We start from the raw sequence: 15,065 nt of genomic DNA on the forward strand, positions 1-15,065 counted from the left end.
CGCTTTTACCAACAAGGTATGCGGGCTGCAACCCTGATTCGGTCTATCTCCTAGGCCTCTTTGTCACCCCCCCAGCATTTTTTGTTAAAAAATTTTGGCTTGAGTATCATTCCCCCTGCCCAACCTACTACTGCATTGTTTAGAGAAATTGCTATTATATCGTTTCCGGTTGCATCGGTATTTGTTCAAATGTCCAAACAGTCCGTTGTCCCGAAAGCATAATTTTAGTCAACAGTCAACAGCCAACAGTCAACAGTCAACAGTCAACAGTCAACAGTCAACAGTCAACAATCATCAGGAGTGCAACCGGAATGGATATTACGCAATAGCATCCGAACTGACAAGATTCTCAAATTGCGCCAATAGCATTCCATCACCATTATTTGGAACTCCAAAAATTTTAGGTAGCTGACCTGTTTCAGCGAGAACTTGTCTCACTTCTCGGTTAGAGACATCGGCTAGATTTTTGTTATTTAGAATGGCATTAACCGCAGCGATACCCACACCTTGACCAACTGCGGCGTTGAATTCCACAATTCTGCCCACAGAACAGGCTAACCCTTCAAATCCCGAACAGGGACTGACTACTGCCAGGTTAGGAACGTTTTTAATTAATGCGTGGCGGATGCCAATATTAAAAATAGGCTGTTTAAAACTCAGACTTTTAAACCATCCTAGACTGTTTGCTTTCTCGCCAATACCCGGAATGCCTCCGCGGACATCAAAATGATAGCTAAATGTTGCCAGGGCTTCATTAGCAGGTACGCCACCTAACAGCATTTGTGCGCCAGTTAAAGGTTCTACAACTCCCGTCACATTGCCAGCGTGTCTGATATAAAGTTCTGAGGCATAAGTAACAGAAGTAGCCCCCAAACTCCTCAGCCAAGTTGTAATAAATAACATCTCTCTTTGCATATTAGCCGTGGGTTTGCTCCCGCTTCTAGCTAAGGCTTCGGCTTCGCTGGCTGTGACTGCAAATAAAAGCGCATTCCACGAAAGTCGGTCATTTGGAAGTATTGCTATATTTCCCTCATCTAAAATTATGCCAGTTTCAGAAAAAGATAGTTTTCTTCCTCTAAATGAGTGGTAAGCTACAGACAGAGCCGGCGCGCGAACATCGATGTAATCGTTACCCGCCCACAGAGTTTTGAGATTGCCTTGAGTGTCCCTCATTTCCCGCCGAAGCTCTTCTGCTAGTTTGGCATCCTTGCCTGCAGCGTACAGCAAAAATTTTTGACTCTCTGCATCGGCCAGGTTGGTAAAGCGTTTTAGATAAATATAATCGAATTCTTTCAGTGCTCTTGCACTGAGTCCTTGGGTTTCAAAAACGAGGGTGACTGGAAGTTCTGAATTAGGCAGACCAAATGTTTCAAATCCCTTCAGCTTTCTCACACCGGCAGCTTGAGCTAATTCGGCATTGACAGTGGCATCAATAAATTGCTTGCCGGCATAAACTACGCCTTGAGAGGTGGTTATACTGACAATTTTTTGACCTTCTTTACTGACTGATTTAATTTCTACTTTGCTCAGGAGATCAGCCCCAGCTTTTACCAGCATTTCTTTCAGGGCTGCACTGGCTTTGCGGGGGTCAAGTGCAATTGCGGTGACACCGGATTTTTGTAAGAATTCTTTATAGATTGTCGCTGGTGAACCAAAGGTATCTAACTTTAAAGATTGTTGAAGTTCTTCACTAATCTGACTTCTATCTAAATAAGCAAGACCGCCTCTTACCAAATGCCCGCCAATTCCTTCTTGCAAGCTTGCTTTCGACATCAGTAGAATTCGCGGATAACGCTTTGTTCGGCGAAAATATTCTCTGGAGGCAGAGATAACAGCTAGAACTCCTGGAACTTCATCACCAAAACAGATGACATCGTAAGAACGCAGATCCATGACCATTATTTAAGAACCTCTCCTAATTTTCATGTTTTCGAGCTGGATCTCAATGTTTGCCGTCCAACTCTCTGTTTTTCCCAAATCTAGCTCGATATTTCCTGATTTTTGCGATAAATATTCACACATTTCTGGAGGCAGAAACCGGGGTTTTTCCAGAAAATCCTCCGTTGAGGACGATCGATCGGGCGTTGAAAAACCCGGTTTCTGAGCGTCAAGAGTGCGTCAGTGTTGTGCTTTTGATTGCCATCAGGTCAGATTATCAGGATCTATCCCCAACTCCCGCAATCGCTGAGCTAGTCGCTCGGAACGTTGGGCCAATCGATCGGCGCGCTGCGATTCCTGTTGGGCGCGCTGCGCTGATTCTTTCACCTGTTCTTCAGGAGTCAGATAACGTTTTCCATCGGCATCATACCAATACAACCACTCCCTTGTCACCCCAGAATAACTTCCCCTTTCACAACCAATCCCTAAACCAATTTCAGGCATCCAAACAGGATGTCCTGGCTGTAACTCGTACTTCCCATTGACTAACTTGTGTACTTCCAAATGAGGTTTACGACGGCGGCGGGAAGAATAAATGACGTAATAAAGTACGCCTAGAGCTTGATAAGTGTCTAATTTTGTGCTGTATTCCTTGCGATAATTTGGGGAAACAACTTCTAGCACGAAAAGTGGCATGACATTTTCATCCCACAGCACGTAACTAGGACGCAATTCTTCGTCGTAAAATCGTTCTACTCCTAAACTTAAGAAAGCATCTGGGACAATGGGCGGTTCATCAGGGTGATGATAAATACCCATATCTATGCCAAAAAACCAGTCCATGCGTTCTGCCCAAAGTATGAGCAATATTGCTTTTAACAACCCTGGTATTAGTTCTTGCAGTTCGTTATCCACAGGCGTTTCATCAGAGTCTGGTAGTTCATCGGCTGAGGGCCAGTGCCTCGGAAATTTGTAATCTAACATGGCGGCTTTCCTCAAAACTCACTAATATTATACCGTTGATTTGTTTGGCAATAGTATTTATGGAACGAACCGCGAAGACGCGAAGGAAGAGAAGAGAAGATGATAGGTAATTTTGACTTAGTTAATCTGAAGTAATTTTTGTAAAAGATTTGCTGAGACTTACGCGATCGACTAAACTATGTCTAACCAGTCGGTTCTAATGGGGAGCAGCCGTTAGAGGAAAGGGGGAAAGTTCGGTGCAAGTCCGGCGCTGTCCCGCAACTGTAATGAGAGTCTTGTCGCTTTCTGAGTCAGGATGCCCGCCGATGTGTTAATTTACATAGTCTCATCTGCGAGGTTCAGCGTGAAGACCAGAAATCGGAAATTGGTCAGCTTAGGATTGATGGCTGGCTTGAGTTGTTATATTGTCCTGGGTTCGGCAACGCCCGCCGCAGCTATGCACATTTCGGAAGGTTTTTTGCCGGTGCAATGGGCTGCATTTTGGTGGATTGTGGCGTTGCCTTTTTTTGCAGTAGGTTTGCGCTCAATTACTCGTATTACAAAAGAACACCCGGAACTTAAATTATTGCTTGCTTTGGCGGGTGCGTTTACTTTTGTGCTTTCTGCTTTAAAAATTCCCTCGGTAACGGGCAGTTGTTCTCACCCGACGGGTACAGGTTTGGGCGCAATTTTGTTCGGCCCTTCGGTGATGGCTGTACTGGGGGCTTTAGTTCTGCTTTTTCAAACGTTACTGTTAGCGCATGGTGGCTTGACAACGCTGGGAGCGAATATGTTTTCGATGGCGATTGTCGGCCCTTTCGCTGCGTATTTTATCTATCAATTGCTGTTGCGAACTGGTAGCCAGCGGGCGGCAATTTTTTGTGCGGCGGCTTTGGCAGATTTGCTGACTTATGTGACGACTTCGATTCAATTAGCATTAGCTTTTCCGGCAGCAAGTGGCGGTTTTATGGCTTCGTTTCTCAAGTTTGCTGGCATCTTTGCTATCACTCAAGTACCCCTGGCTATCAGTGAGGGATTGCTGACTTTATTGGTCTGGAATTGGCTGCATTCTTACGGGAAGCCGGAGTTGGAAACTTTGAAATTATTGAGACAGGAGTCATAAGCCGTGAGTAAAAAAACTACAAAAAATCACCAATCTACTTCGCGGCAAAATTTACTGTTGGCTGGCGCTGTGATTGTTCTGGCAGCGTTTCCTCTCGTTTTTGTGCGGGGTGAATACGGCGGTGCCGATGACCAAGCTAAGAAAGCAATTACGGAAATTCAACCGGGTTATAAACCTTGGTTTAATCACTTGTTTGAGCCGGCTAGCAGCGAAATTTCCAGTCTATTGTTTGCGTCTCAAGCGGCGATCGGGGCTGGCGTAGTTGGGTACGTCATTGGGTTGTATAAAGGCCGATCGCAATCTCGGCAGCAGTCTGATCATAAATCGTCGGAATGAACCATCAGATTGATAGTCTGGCTTATACCAATCGCTTGCGCGGGTTGCCGCCATCTCACAAGTTATCCTTTGCGATCGCCCTTTTAATTCTGTCTCTAGTTTCTGGGGCGATCGTCCAATTGTCGATCGGCCTTTGGCTAGCCGTCTGGATTGTCGTCTATGCGGGTATTCCGGGGAAACTGTATTTGCGGTTGCTGTCACTACCGTTGATGTTTTTGCTGACAAGTTTGCCTGCTTTGGCGCTGGGTGCGGTTGAGTTAAGTCAAATCCAGGAAATTCAGTGGGATATTTGGCAAGGTTGGGGCATTAGCACCGGCACTTTTTATCTGTATGTGAGCCGCACTGGAATATACCAAGTGAGCTTGCTATTTGCCCGCGCCTTCGCATCGACAAGCTGTATGTATTTCATCCTCTTGACGGTTCCATTTACCGAAATCTTGCAGATTCTCAGACAATTACGCTGTCCAGAGTTGGTCACAGAACTGCTATTACTAATGTATCGGTTTATTTTTAGCTTATTGGCGATCGCCGATGAACTTTGGATAGCCCAAAACTCGCGCTGTGGCTATCGCACTTGGAAACTGGGAATGAACAGTTTAAGCATTTTAATCGGGCAATTGCTTCAGCGAACTTTGGAAAACTACCGTCAAGTTTCCTTGAGTTTAGCCTCGCGCGGCTTTAATGGAAAACTGCAAGTTTGGCATTCTTACCCTTATAAACCTTCGCGAAGATATACATTTGAAGCCGTGTTTGGGTGTACAGTTTTAACTTTGTTAAGCGCGGTATTTCAACATTAAATTACTCGTTCCCAGGCTCTGCCTGGTAACGCAGAACCGGAGGCTCTGCCTCCAATTTCCCCTTCGCCACGCGAGGCAGAGCAAGAGTGAAATCGTTTCCCAGGCAGAGCCTAGGAACCAGTCAATGGGGGCCAGAAACCGGGGTTTTTACAGAATATGTGGGCTGTAGCGCGTCTTCTGGGCAAAAAACCCGGTTTCTGAACAACCGCGCCTCCAGGAATATTGTTGATAATTCTCGTATTCTCGTTAGTTTAGCGGGCCGGATTTAAATAAGGGCGATCGCACTTGCAACAGCTATTACAAATATGACTTTTATGAACTTAATTAATGAATTATATGAATTGACGTGAACAGTAGTTGAATGAATAATTACAGTATCAAAATACAGAGAAAAAATCATGTATCAAGATACTAACAAAAAAAACAGCCCGCCGCCCATTGTTTTTATTATTGCCATCGGCTTAATTGGGTTTGGCGCATACAAGTTCCTTCCCGGTTTATTAAAATCCCAAACTTCAAATACACCTACATCTACATCTACATCGGCAACGATCGCACCCGGAGCGATCGCCAATCGTATCAGTTTAGGAAATCAGATATTGGTGACATCCCAAACCACACCAGATAAACAAGCAGGCGTTGAAGCTTTTAAGAACGGAGATTACTCAATTGCGATTCAGAATTTTCAGGCTTCGCTGAAACAAAATCGCAACGACCCGGAAACCATTATCTATTTGAATAATGCCACAGCCAGCAATAGTTCTGCCGTAAAAATTGCTGTCAGCGTCCCCATTGGTAGCAACCCCAATGTCGCCCAAGAAATCCTTCGAGGTGTGGCCCAAGCTCAGGATGAAATAAATACTAGCGGTGGCATAAATGGGGCAAAACTGCAAGTAGAAATTGTCAACGATGACAACAGTCAAGAGGTTGTCAAAGAAGTTGCAAGGACATTGACAAAAGATTCGAGTATACTAGCAGTAATTGGACACAATGCTAGCAACGCATCTCTCGAAGCTGCTCCGATCTATCAGCAAGAAAAACTGGTAATGGTGACACCGACGAGCTTTGCCAACAATCTATCAGGATTTGGCAGCTACATCTTTCGGACAGTACCCAATATTAGCTTAATGGCAGCTCCCTTAGCAGAATATGCCGTCAAAACAGCCGCCCAAACTAATATTGCCGTTTGTTATGACTCCCAAGCACCGGATAACATATCATTTAAAGATGAATTTGTGGCATCTCTTACTGCTGCTGGCGGCAAATTAGCTCCCACTGTTTGCGACTTTTCCTTACCCTCTTTTAATCCCGAAAGTGCGATCGCCGATGCTGTCAGCAAAGGTGCACAAGGATTGATGGTAGCGCCCCACATCGATCGCATTGACCGTGCGATTTCTCTGGCTCGCATCAATCGAGGCAAATTGCCACTCTACGGCAGCACTACGCTCTACACCTTTCAAACTTTAAAAGACGGACAAAAAGACGTTGACGGGCTTGTTTTGCCCGTTCCCTGGCATCCTGAAACTAATCCCGGTAGCCGTTTCCCAGAAAATGCCCGCCAGCGTTGGGGAGGCATTGTGAATTGGCGAACAGCAACGAGTTTTGACGCGACTCAAGCTGTCATCGCTGGCTTGCGACAAAGCAATACGCGGGAAGGATTGCAACAAGCACTCAGAAATGCGAGTTTTTCGACAGCCGGATCGAGCGAGGATGTGAAGTTTTTGCCCACGGGCGATCGGGCTGGTAAGCCGATTTTAGTGCAAGTTAAACAAGGAGGAAGCACTGGCTATAACTTTGTCCCGCTGCGGTAAGTTTGTTAAGTGCGAGGCGTTTCCTTTACATGAGGGATGGATACGGTACGTTTCCGACGGAAGTTCCCGCACTCCCGGTTCTGTGGACGATCGCGGCGGGGGACTGGGTTTGGAGGAATTTCCCTTCGGCGAAACACTACGGCTGCTTTAATATTTGAGCACAATTTCTGGTTATAATTATAAGCAACACCGCAGTGAACATTTGGTATGGGAAGAAAAGCAAAACTCAAAAAACAACGGCAAACAGAGCGACAACTACAGATGAAAGAAGGTCAACTTCCATCTATTACTCCTCCCCCAGTGGGTGAGCTTGTATATTCTAAAGATGCTTGGTTTAGTGATAATAAGCCCTTGAGTATCGATATTGTAAAAAGCGCCAGAACTCAAAGATATTTAGTTTGCCTAGATCCGAATCCCTCCCAGGAACACACCAGACAAGTTACTCTAACAGTTTGGGACAGTGTTGAGCGTGCAATTTTCGGAGGTGAAGAGGCAATTAAACATCTCAAGGCATACACCTATGAGCAACTTTGTGTTTTTAGGAATTTTCAAGAATTCATCTCTAAACTAAGTGATGATGACGATCAAGTAATCGCTGTAAGCCATGAGGGGAGAGTGCATACCGATCGGGAAACTCGGATGGCGGCGATGAGAGAATTTAATAAACACGCCATTGAGTCCGGGGATAATATCCGTTTTCGAGTAGATGGAGAGACGGTTCTTTGAATATAACTCGCTACTACGATAGGGATATCACTTAGTCGCAAGCCCCATAGCCTAGCGCTTTCCAATTGATATAAGCTTTTCGATCAACACCCCCAATTACTAAACCATAAACCAAACTTATTTTATTAGGTGATATAAGTTCCCATCACGCTAGAAAAGACACCAGTCGCGTGGAACAGGCATCTTGCCTGTTCCTGAGCTAATTTTACATGGAATTAGCAGAATTTTTAAGATAAACTGAAATGAGTAGATTAAAGGAGAGCGTTGTGTATGATCGCGCAAGTTGACACCAAAACCTACACCGCTGAGGAATATCTAGAATTAGAAATCAATTCTCAGGATCGGCATGAATTTATCAATGGGGAGATTGTTCTGATGGCTGGCGGCACACCGGATCACAATGAAATTACCACTAATTTAGTTGTTGCGCTGAAACTGGCGTTAAAAGGGAAATCATATCGGACTTTTAGTTCGGATCAGCGGCTTTGGGTTCCGCAGCTTAATAATTATACTTACCCGGATGTGATGGTGGTAGCGCGCCCGATCGAGCTCCAATCTGGACGAACGGATACAATTACTAATCCGCTGCTAATTGCTGAGGTGCTGTCTAAAGGTACTAAAGCTTATGACCGCGATGAAAAGTTTGCTGCTTATCGCAGTATTCCTAGTTTTCAGGAGTATTTATTAATCGACCAATATCGGCTACAGGTCGAGCAATATTCTAAAACTGATGCGAATAAGTGGATTTTTTCGGAATATAGCTGTATGGGCGATCGCCTCAGTTTAACCTCTGTTGCTGTGGAAATTTCGCTGGCAGATTTGTATGAAAATATTGAGTTTGGTGAATAGGCGGACGGTTTTTTGTCAAATGTTCCAAATAGTGGTAATATCCCCGTATATCGATCGGCTCTGATGGAGAACAGCCATCAGACGTAAGGGGGAAAGTTCGGTGCGAATCCGGCGCTGTCCCGCAACTGTAATGAGATTATTGCATCTCTGAGTCAGGATGCCCGCCGATTTGTTTACAATCATGTTTTTCATCTGCGAGGTATGGGTGATGGTGAGTTTATTATTTTTTTTATTATTGGATTGGGGTTTTTTAACCGCAGATATCAGCAGATGAACACAGATGAACGCTGATGTAATTCGATCTGTGTTCTGAAGCGTATATTATTTTAATGGAAAAGAAATGCGAATTGAAGATAGTGTTTGGCAGGGTAGTTTTGGCTACTGGCAAAACTTGTTTATTCACCAGAATATTTTGCCGATAGGACATACTGCTTGGAATGGCTTTTTGCATCGAGGACGAGGCTTGGTTGCTTGCAAAATCAATACTCCCATTAACGGTTCTGTGAATTGGAGCGTAGATACTATCAAGTACGATCTGGAATTTGTTTCCCAATTGTACGCAACTGCTTATTTGCAACAACTAGAAATAGAACCAAATACTGTTTTCAATCTGCTGCAAATCATTGATAGCTACGAACCCAAGGCAGCCATTATATTTTTGTCGATCGCAAACGGTCAGATTGATATCAATTTGTTGCAAAAGTTGGCAATTTCTCCTGTTGAGTGCTATGAACAAGTATGCAAGCGCTGGGAAGAATTTCAACTCTGCCCTAAATCCTAAAACTTACTAAATTTTCCGAATGCCGCAGCCAAAATCAATCGAAATTTCCAAGGTAACTCGCTACCAAAATGCAGCGCTTAATTACTATTTGGGCCTGACAGATTCGCCCTACCTTCACTACGGCTATTGGGAAACCCTACCTGTGCCCGCTGACGAACTAACGATCGCACGATTGCGCCTCGCTCAGCAAGCTTATACTGTAAAACTGTTGGATGCAATCCCCAAAGGCACTCATACGATACTCGATGTGGGCTGCGGGATTGGTGGAAATGCGGCTTATTTGCTCGATCGAGGTTTTGCAGTCGAAGGGCTCGCACCCGATCCGTTCCAACAACAGCGCTTTCTTAAGTGTACGGGCGATCGGGCAATCTTCCACCTCACGAGGTTTGAAGACTTCAAAGCAACCCATTTCTACGATCTTATTCTCTTTAGCGAAAGTAGCCAGTATATGTCGGCTGTTGATATTGCTAACGGTGCCGCCAAAATCCTCAATCCCGGCGGTTATGTTTTGCTGGCTGATATGCTGCGATCTGATGCTAATTATAAAGAGGGAATGTTCTCTAATTGTCATGTTGTTACGGAACTTCATGCAGCATTAAAGCAGGCTGGATTCACTTTAGTAAAAACTGAGGATATTTCCGCCCATATTTTGCCAACAATCGATTTGTATGTCGATACTTTCCGCCGATATGGACTGAATACAATGATCTATGTTGCAGATTTGATTGCGATCACAATTCCCCCCGTCCACAAATTCCTGCGCTGGATATTTCGTCGCTGGTTCAAGAAGCTGGTAGTTGAAGGATTGGAGGCAAGTCAACTTTTTGAGCAACATCTCTGTTATGAAATGCAACTTTGGCAGTTGTCAAAATCTGATCAAGGCTGACACAAATACAATGGAAAGCGGTAATCGGTAATTGGTAATCATTCATCGGTAATCGGTAATTGGAGGCATAGCCTCCGGGTATTTATTCCCAGGCAGAGCCTGGGAACAAGGCTATAAAAAATAAAAAATATGTCTGAATGGATTCTCGAATTCGATCGCACTTGCTACTCCTATCCCTGCGGTTCGCGAGTGGCAATTCAGGGTTTAAATCTCAAAGTTCCCGCTGGGAAACGGTGCGGGCTGATCGGTCAAAATGGCTGTGGCAAAACTACATTTTTTCTGTTAGCAAATGGCTTATATCAACCGCAACAGGGAATCATTAGCTGGCAAGGTGAACCCTTTCGCTACGATCGCAAATCTTTGATGCAACTGCGCCAACAAATCGGACTCGTGTTTCAAAATCCCGAACATCAATTAGTAGCTTCCACGGTAGAAGAAGATATTTCCTACGGATTGTACAATTTAGGCTTGAGAGAATCCGAAATTGCTCAACAGGTGCAGCAGGCGATCGAGCAATTCGATCTAAGCGAACTCGCCCGCGAACCAATTCACAATCTCAGTTTGGGCCAGAAAAAGCGGGTTTCCATCGCCGATATCATGGTTCTCAAGCCGAAACTGCTGCTGTTAGATGAACCTACCGCCTATCTCGATCCGCGTCACACCCGACAACTGATCGGTTTACTCCAACAAATTCACAGCGCCGGAACCACTATTCTTTTAGCAAGTCACGACCTCGATTTCATCTACCGCTGGGCTGATTGGGTGTTTGTAATGGATCGAGGAAAATTGATTTTAGAAGGAACACCGGAAACCGTTTTTGCTCAGCGGGATGTGTTGGAACAATTGCAGCTTGGTGTACCGCTGGCGATCGAGCTTATGGAGCAAATAAGGGCGATGTTTCCAACAGACGATCGCTCAAAAATCCCCGCTTTCGAGCAATGGCAACAACAAATTTTACAAGCACGTCGGCTGCTTTAACGGAACTTAGACAATTGATAATTGGCGTTGCTGATTCACGGTATGAATTACCTTTTCGCTTGAAGTTACAAAACTCACCCTCAAGCGGGCTTATAGCAATTGGGAAATCTTGAATTCATACCTCTATTCAGCAACGCCGTTTATAGCAATCCTAAATCATTCATGTAAATTTGTAGGGTAGTGCTAAGAGTGCCTACCCCCTATCTATCGGGGCAACCGGGCGTGGGATTGCCCCTACAATAATTACGCGAATGATTTAGGGTTGCTATATAGCAATTGCGAAATAGTGAATTCATACTTCTATTAAGCAAAGCCCCCGTGGGGGGAAGTTCAGATTACACATTACCAATTATCAAAAATTGATTGAGGAAAAAGGCGATCGCCCCACTGCCGATCGGCACAGTCAGATTGTCAATTCCCAGCTTGGAAACCGACTCCAAAGTAGCAGCAGCCAAAGCTACAACAGCAGACACAGCCCAAGTTTGCCAAATATTGCCTTGAACCGCCAGCAAAATCAAACTGCTAACAGCAAAACTCACCAAATACATAGTTGCAGAACCTTCCCAACTCTTCTGCATTCCCCAAACTCGATAAATATGTTTCCCGTATTTCTGGCCGATGACAGCAGCCAATCCGTCGCCCCAAGTCATCACTAAAATGCCCAAAGCAGCGTATTCCTGATGTTGCAGCGGCCAAAACCAAGCCACGAGAACGCTGATACTAACAGCATAGAAAAAAGTCCCCCAACTGTGCCGATTGATACTGTTAAGACTGGGCAAAATCGGAACTTGGTAAGAAATTAGGGCGATCGCACCTGCTAAAATTCCCGCCGAAATCCCCACCCAACCGGGTATTTCCAGCCACCACGCCAGCAAAATCACATTTCCAGTACCGATGTGTACCACCTTCCGCGATACTTCAGGATCGACAGAAGTAAAGCGATTTAACCCTTCAGCTACCAGTAAAATCAAACCCAACCAGAGTCCCACGAGGGAAATTTGCAACCACACAGTCGGAATTTCAGAAAATATAGACACGATATTTAGGAAAAACTTATTTACATCAGGCACTGTTTACTACTTTAGTGGAAAGCGCGATCGATGTTAGAACCCCGCAGCCTTAAAGTGCTGCGGGGAGCTGGCTGTTATGTTTTTTGAGGTTGGTCTACTTAAAACCTGTGCTATGCTATAAGCAAGTCTAGGGAAAAAGCTATGACTATTTTAGTAGAAGAACTTTTGAATACCTTTGAGCGATTAACAGACTCAGAGCGGTTAGATTTGGTATTGGAAATTTTGAAACGGACTGTTTATTTAGACTTTCCGCCCCTATCTGATGACGATTTAGTTCTAAATGCTGAGGGACTTTTTCTAGAGCTAGATGAGGAAGAATCCGTATATGAATAGTCCAGAGCGTGGTGAAATCTGGTTAGTCGATCTAGGTTATACTGCGAAAGTCAGACCATGTTTGGTCGTGAGTATTCCTGCTCTAAATCAAGACCGGGCATTAGCGACTCTAGTGCCACATACAACAAGTCTACGCGGTTCAAGATTTGAGGTGAAAGTCAAAAATAAGTTCCTCCGAGAAGGAGTATTTGACGTACAAAATATGATTACAATTCCTCATGCAAAGCTTCTACGCAAATTGGGAAGTCTGACATCCGAGAAAATGCTCGAAGTAGAAGAGGTAATACTTTTGTGGTTGGGATTTAAAGAGAAAAATGCTGAGGAAGAGGAGGAGTAAACCAAACCATTGAAGTTTTGAAATTATCAGAGAAGCTGATTACTATGCAGTATGTCTTAATTATTCATGAAGTAGAAAATTATGAAGCTTGGAAACAGGTATTCGATCATGCTGAAAGCATCCGAAAAGAAGCTGGCGAGCGTTCGTATCAAGTTTTGAAGTATGACAATGAACCCAACAAAATTGTTCATTTCTCCGCGTGGACATCAATCGCAGATGCTAGGGCGTTTTTTGAGTCGCCTAGACTGGTTAAAATTAGAGAAGAAGCGGGAGTTAAAGCTCCTGAGTTTATGTATCTAGACCAATTAGAGTCAGGAGTATTGTGAAAGTAATCAGACTTGGCGGTTGAAACGGCCGGTTATTCTGTCGAAATCCTACGCCTTCACAACTCCCGTTTCAACAACTCCCGCACAAACTCAAACGCCCTTGGACGCAACTCGACGGGCAGCAACGACAATCCCAAACCCGCCCACATTTTCGCCGTAGAAACCGACTTTCCCGCCCGCACCATCAGGCGCCCTTTTTCAGTTTCGCCCACCTCAATCAGCCGCAAACCTAGCGCTAATTGAGTTTCGGCAATCCTTTTGAGCCTGACTGTTTCCAACTTCTCGGAATCAAACTCGTAGCCGATCAAATAGCGTAATTTATCGCTTAAATACGGAATTGCCCGATCGACTCCTTGCTGTCCTGCATGAACTCGATACTCCATCAACAGCTCCGGCAAGTAATAGCATTTTTTGCCGGCAATCGCAAGTCTCACAAACAAATCGTTATCTTCGCAATTTTGTAAATTCGGCCGCAGAAATCCGACTTCTTCCAGGGCGCGGCGCCGAAACAAAGTAGCCCCTATTTGCAAACTTTGTCTCAGAAACACTGCAGAGAGCAAATCTTCAATAATTCCAGCCGACAACTCGGTGCGCCCCCACCGCTGGGAATTGAGTTTCGTCTGGTTTTCGTCTATATAATTGTTAATGTCGATCACCCAGTGATCTGTACTGATAAAATCGATGCTGGGGTCTTTATCTAAAATAGCAGATGTCCGCTCTAGAAATTGCGGGTTCAGGCGATCGTCATCATCAAACTTGATAAAATATTTGCCCCTTGCTGCCGCAAAGCCCGATCGCATATTATTACTCTTGCCGATATTCTGCGGGTGGCGAATGTAGCGAATCCCGCGATGGCGTCCCGCCCCGCAAGCTACGACAAATTCCGACATCAACAGTGGAGTGCTGTCAGTGGAACCGTCATCACAGATAATTAATTCAAAATCTGTATAAGTTTGATCTAGCACGCTGGCGATCGCACAAGCCAGCAGATGCACTCGATTGTAAGTAGGAATGCAAACGCTAATTTTAGGCACTAACTTAGACAATTTTAGATTTTAGATTTTAGATTTTAGATTTTAGATTGCTAAAAAGTGACTAAGCTGTTGTACATCTAATTTGACAGTCATTTTTTATACAATTATTGTGGAACTTGCCCCAGAACCCTGATATGGATTCAATTTAAATGCGTAGCAGCTTATAATTGGGTATTAACACTTTTCAGCCCCAGAAAATTAACTTTAACTCAAACGAGCCGTACACTCCAGAATTAACTTTTGATTCACCAAAGCAAACGGTTGAATTTCCAAAGCGCGACGAAAAGCTTGAATAGCATTTAGGTATTCTCCCAAGGCAGCGTAGCACAAACCCAGACCGTGCAACGCCCCAAAATGCACCGGGTTCAGTTTGAGGACGATTTCGCAGTCGTCGATCGACTTTTTATAATTTCCTTGAGTATAGTGAAGTACGGCGCGTCGGTTCCAAGCTTCCGCAAAATCCGGCGCTTCCGCAATCAATTTCGTCAGCAAATCCAAAGCGTGGTGAACATCGCCTGCATCCAGCGAAACTTGCGATCGCCTGAGAATTTGCATCCCATACTCACCCTTCTGGTTAAACCACGTGCGCCAGAGTTCTGTAGTTGCCCGATCGCGCACGCTTTCGTCGGACTTTTTCAAGTCTTCCAGCAGCGCCTTAACAGATAATTCGTCCATAGGTGCGAGAATTGTTAAAAAAAAACGTTTTATCAATCAATTTTATCGCGCAAGCGGCAAATTTATTTATCTCACATCTTGCACCATTCTCGCTTAACAGGCTTTCCGGCCTGTTCCACAAAGAGTGAATTTTCTTGTGGAACAGGCCGAAAAGCCTGTTCC

The 15,065-nt window shown here is 44.6% G+C and carries 18 protein-coding genes and 2 riboswitches; of the genes, 13 read left to right on the top strand and 5 right to left on the bottom strand.

Annotated features, from left to right (window positions below; translation table 11 throughout):
• Window positions 1–318 precede the first annotated feature (318 nt).
• Window positions 319–1,899, bottom strand: coding sequence for an FAD-dependent oxidoreductase (locus QUB24_RS31575; protein ID WP_333157498.1), 1,581 nt, complete (start codon window positions 1,897–1,899; stop codon window positions 319–321).
• A gap of 243 nt (window positions 1,900–2,142) precedes the next feature.
• Complete coding sequence (locus QUB24_RS31580; RefSeq protein ID WP_333157499.1) at window positions 2,143–2,862, bottom strand: Uma2 family endonuclease; 720 nt, start codon at window positions 2,860–2,862, stop codon at window positions 2,143–2,145.
• 174 nt (window positions 2,863–3,036) lie between these two features.
• Window positions 3,037–3,183: riboswitch (cobalamin riboswitch) on the top strand.
• A 61-nt stretch (window positions 3,184–3,244) separates the two neighbouring features.
• On the opposite strand from QUB24_RS31580, the gene QUB24_RS31585 reads away from it, so the two are divergent.
• The 10 genes from QUB24_RS31585 (at window position 3,245) to QUB24_RS31630 (ending at window position 11,128) form a co-directional block, all read left to right on the top strand.
• Window positions 3,245–3,964 (top strand): energy-coupling factor ABC transporter permease, encoded by a 720-nt coding sequence (locus QUB24_RS31585; protein ID WP_333157513.1) that lies wholly within the window; start codon window positions 3,245–3,247, stop codon window positions 3,962–3,964.
• A 3-nt stretch (window positions 3,965–3,967) separates the two neighbouring features.
• Window positions 3,968–4,300: an energy-coupling factor ABC transporter substrate-binding protein gene (locus QUB24_RS31590; protein ID WP_333157500.1), complete on the top strand. Its 333-nt coding sequence runs from the start codon at window positions 3,968–3,970 to the stop codon at window positions 4,298–4,300.
• Window positions 4,297–5,097, top strand: coding sequence for a cobalt ECF transporter T component CbiQ (gene cbiQ, locus QUB24_RS31595; RefSeq protein ID WP_333157501.1), 801 nt, complete (start codon window positions 4,297–4,299; stop codon window positions 5,095–5,097). Before QUB24_RS31590 ends, cbiQ begins: the two co-directional genes overlap by 4 nt.
• A gap of 398 nt (window positions 5,098–5,495) precedes the next feature.
• On the top strand, window positions 5,496–6,908 hold the full coding sequence (locus QUB24_RS31600; RefSeq protein ID WP_333157502.1) for an ABC transporter substrate-binding protein: 1,413 nt from the start codon (window positions 5,496–5,498) through the stop codon (window positions 6,906–6,908).
• A complete protein-coding gene (locus tag QUB24_RS31605) occupies window positions 6,892–7,059 on the top strand; it encodes a hypothetical protein (RefSeq protein WP_333157503.1) in 168 nt (55 codons plus the stop codon). The genes QUB24_RS31600 and QUB24_RS31605 overlap by 17 nt, the downstream gene beginning before the upstream one ends.
• Window positions 7,060–7,115: 56 nt before the next feature.
• On the top strand, window positions 7,116–7,634 hold the full coding sequence (locus QUB24_RS31610; protein ID WP_333157504.1) for a hypothetical protein: 519 nt from the start codon (window positions 7,116–7,118) through the stop codon (window positions 7,632–7,634).
• A gap of 270 nt (window positions 7,635–7,904) precedes the next feature.
• Window positions 7,905–8,483 carry a Uma2 family endonuclease gene (locus QUB24_RS31615; protein WP_333157505.1) on the top strand — a complete coding sequence of 193 codons (579 nt, stop codon included), beginning with the start codon at window positions 7,905–7,907 and terminating at the stop codon, window positions 8,481–8,483.
• A gap of 38 nt (window positions 8,484–8,521) precedes the next feature.
• A riboswitch (cobalamin riboswitch) is annotated at window positions 8,522–8,666 on the top strand.
• A 157-nt stretch (window positions 8,667–8,823) separates the two neighbouring features.
• Window positions 8,824–9,264: a hypothetical protein gene (locus QUB24_RS31620; RefSeq protein WP_333157506.1), complete on the top strand. Its 441-nt coding sequence runs from the start codon at window positions 8,824–8,826 to the stop codon at window positions 9,262–9,264.
• Window positions 9,265–9,283: 19 nt separating this feature from the next.
• Entirely contained in the window at window positions 9,284–10,150 is an 867-nt protein-coding gene (locus QUB24_RS31625) for a methyltransferase domain-containing protein (RefSeq protein ID WP_333157507.1), read from the top strand.
• A 129-nt stretch (window positions 10,151–10,279) separates the two neighbouring features.
• A complete protein-coding gene (locus QUB24_RS31630; RefSeq protein WP_333157508.1) occupies window positions 10,280–11,128 on the top strand; it encodes an ABC transporter ATP-binding protein in 849 nt (282 codons plus the stop codon).
• 335 nt (window positions 11,129–11,463) lie between these two features.
• Here QUB24_RS31630 and QUB24_RS31635 read toward each other — a convergent pair whose 3' ends face one another.
• The gene (locus QUB24_RS31635; protein ID WP_333157509.1) at window positions 11,464–12,165 is read right to left on the bottom strand and encodes a diacylglycerol/polyprenol kinase family protein; all 702 of its coding nucleotides are present in this window, start codon (window positions 12,163–12,165) and stop codon (window positions 11,464–11,466) included.
• 174 nt (window positions 12,166–12,339) lie between these two features.
• On the opposite strand from QUB24_RS31635, the gene QUB24_RS31640 reads away from it, so the two are divergent.
• The 3 genes from QUB24_RS31640 to QUB24_RS31650 are packed head-to-tail and all read left to right on the top strand — an operon-like array spanning window position 12,340 to window position 13,194.
• The gene (locus QUB24_RS31640) at window positions 12,340–12,531 is read left to right on the top strand and encodes a hypothetical protein (RefSeq protein WP_333144515.1); all 192 of its coding nucleotides are present in this window, start codon (window positions 12,340–12,342) and stop codon (window positions 12,529–12,531) included.
• A complete protein-coding gene (locus tag QUB24_RS31645) occupies window positions 12,524–12,868 on the top strand; it encodes a type II toxin-antitoxin system PemK/MazF family toxin (protein ID WP_333157510.1) in 345 nt (114 codons plus the stop codon). Before QUB24_RS31640 ends, QUB24_RS31645 begins: the two co-directional genes overlap by 8 nt.
• Window positions 12,869–12,885: 17 nt before the next feature.
• The gene (locus QUB24_RS31650) at window positions 12,886–13,194 is read left to right on the top strand and encodes an antibiotic biosynthesis monooxygenase (protein ID WP_333157511.1); all 309 of its coding nucleotides are present in this window, start codon (window positions 12,886–12,888) and stop codon (window positions 13,192–13,194) included.
• A 56-nt stretch (window positions 13,195–13,250) separates the two neighbouring features.
• Here the strand turns inward: QUB24_RS31650 and QUB24_RS31655 are convergent, their stop codons facing one another.
• Window positions 13,251–14,228, bottom strand: a complete 978-nt coding sequence (locus tag QUB24_RS31655; RefSeq protein ID WP_333157514.1) for a glycosyltransferase family 2 protein — start codon at window positions 14,226–14,228, stop codon at window positions 13,251–13,253.
• Between the two features lie 204 nt (window positions 14,229–14,432).
• Window positions 14,433–14,903, bottom strand: a complete 471-nt coding sequence (locus QUB24_RS31660) for a tetratricopeptide repeat protein (protein WP_333157512.1) — start codon at window positions 14,901–14,903, stop codon at window positions 14,433–14,435.
• Window positions 14,904–15,065: the final 162 nt, after the last annotated feature.

The organism is Microcoleus sp. B9-D4 (assembly GCF_036705105.1).
Lineage (GTDB): Bacteria > Cyanobacteriota > Cyanobacteriia > Cyanobacteriales > Microcoleaceae > Microcoleus.

What these genes read in the sequence shown, in the direction of transcription:
- QUB24_RS31575 (WP_333157498.1), bottom strand. Translation starts at nt 1,899, where the DNA reads ATGGTCATGGATCTGCGTTCTTACGATGTCATCTGTTTTGGTGATGAA.
- QUB24_RS31580 (WP_333157499.1), bottom strand. Translation starts at nt 2,862, where the DNA reads ATGTTAGATTACAAATTTCCGAGGCACTGGCCCTCAGCCGATGAACTA.
- QUB24_RS31585 (WP_333157513.1), top strand. Translation starts at nt 3,245, where the DNA reads ATGGCTGGCTTGAGTTGTTATATTGTCCTGGGTTCGGCAACGCCCGCC.
- cbiQ (WP_333157501.1), top strand. Translation starts at nt 4,297, where the DNA reads ATGAACCATCAGATTGATAGTCTGGCTTATACCAATCGCTTGCGCGGG.
- QUB24_RS31600 (WP_333157502.1), top strand. Translation starts at nt 5,496, where the DNA reads ATGTATCAAGATACTAACAAAAAAAACAGCCCGCCGCCCATTGTTTTT.
- QUB24_RS31610 (WP_333157504.1), top strand. Translation starts at nt 7,116, where the DNA reads ATGGGAAGAAAAGCAAAACTCAAAAAACAACGGCAAACAGAGCGACAA.
- QUB24_RS31615 (WP_333157505.1), top strand. Translation starts at nt 7,905, where the DNA reads ATGATCGCGCAAGTTGACACCAAAACCTACACCGCTGAGGAATATCTA.
- QUB24_RS31620 (WP_333157506.1), top strand. Translation starts at nt 8,824, where the DNA reads ATGCGAATTGAAGATAGTGTTTGGCAGGGTAGTTTTGGCTACTGGCAA.
- QUB24_RS31625 (WP_333157507.1), top strand. Translation starts at nt 9,284, where the DNA reads ATGCCGCAGCCAAAATCAATCGAAATTTCCAAGGTAACTCGCTACCAA.
- QUB24_RS31630 (WP_333157508.1), top strand. Translation starts at nt 10,280, where the DNA reads ATGTCTGAATGGATTCTCGAATTCGATCGCACTTGCTACTCCTATCCC.
- QUB24_RS31640 (WP_333144515.1), top strand. Translation starts at nt 12,340, where the DNA reads ATGACTATTTTAGTAGAAGAACTTTTGAATACCTTTGAGCGATTAACA.
- QUB24_RS31645 (WP_333157510.1), top strand. Translation starts at nt 12,524, where the DNA reads ATGAATAGTCCAGAGCGTGGTGAAATCTGGTTAGTCGATCTAGGTTAT.
- QUB24_RS31660 (WP_333157512.1), bottom strand. Translation starts at nt 14,903, where the DNA reads ATGGACGAATTATCTGTTAAGGCGCTGCTGGAAGACTTGAAAAAGTCC.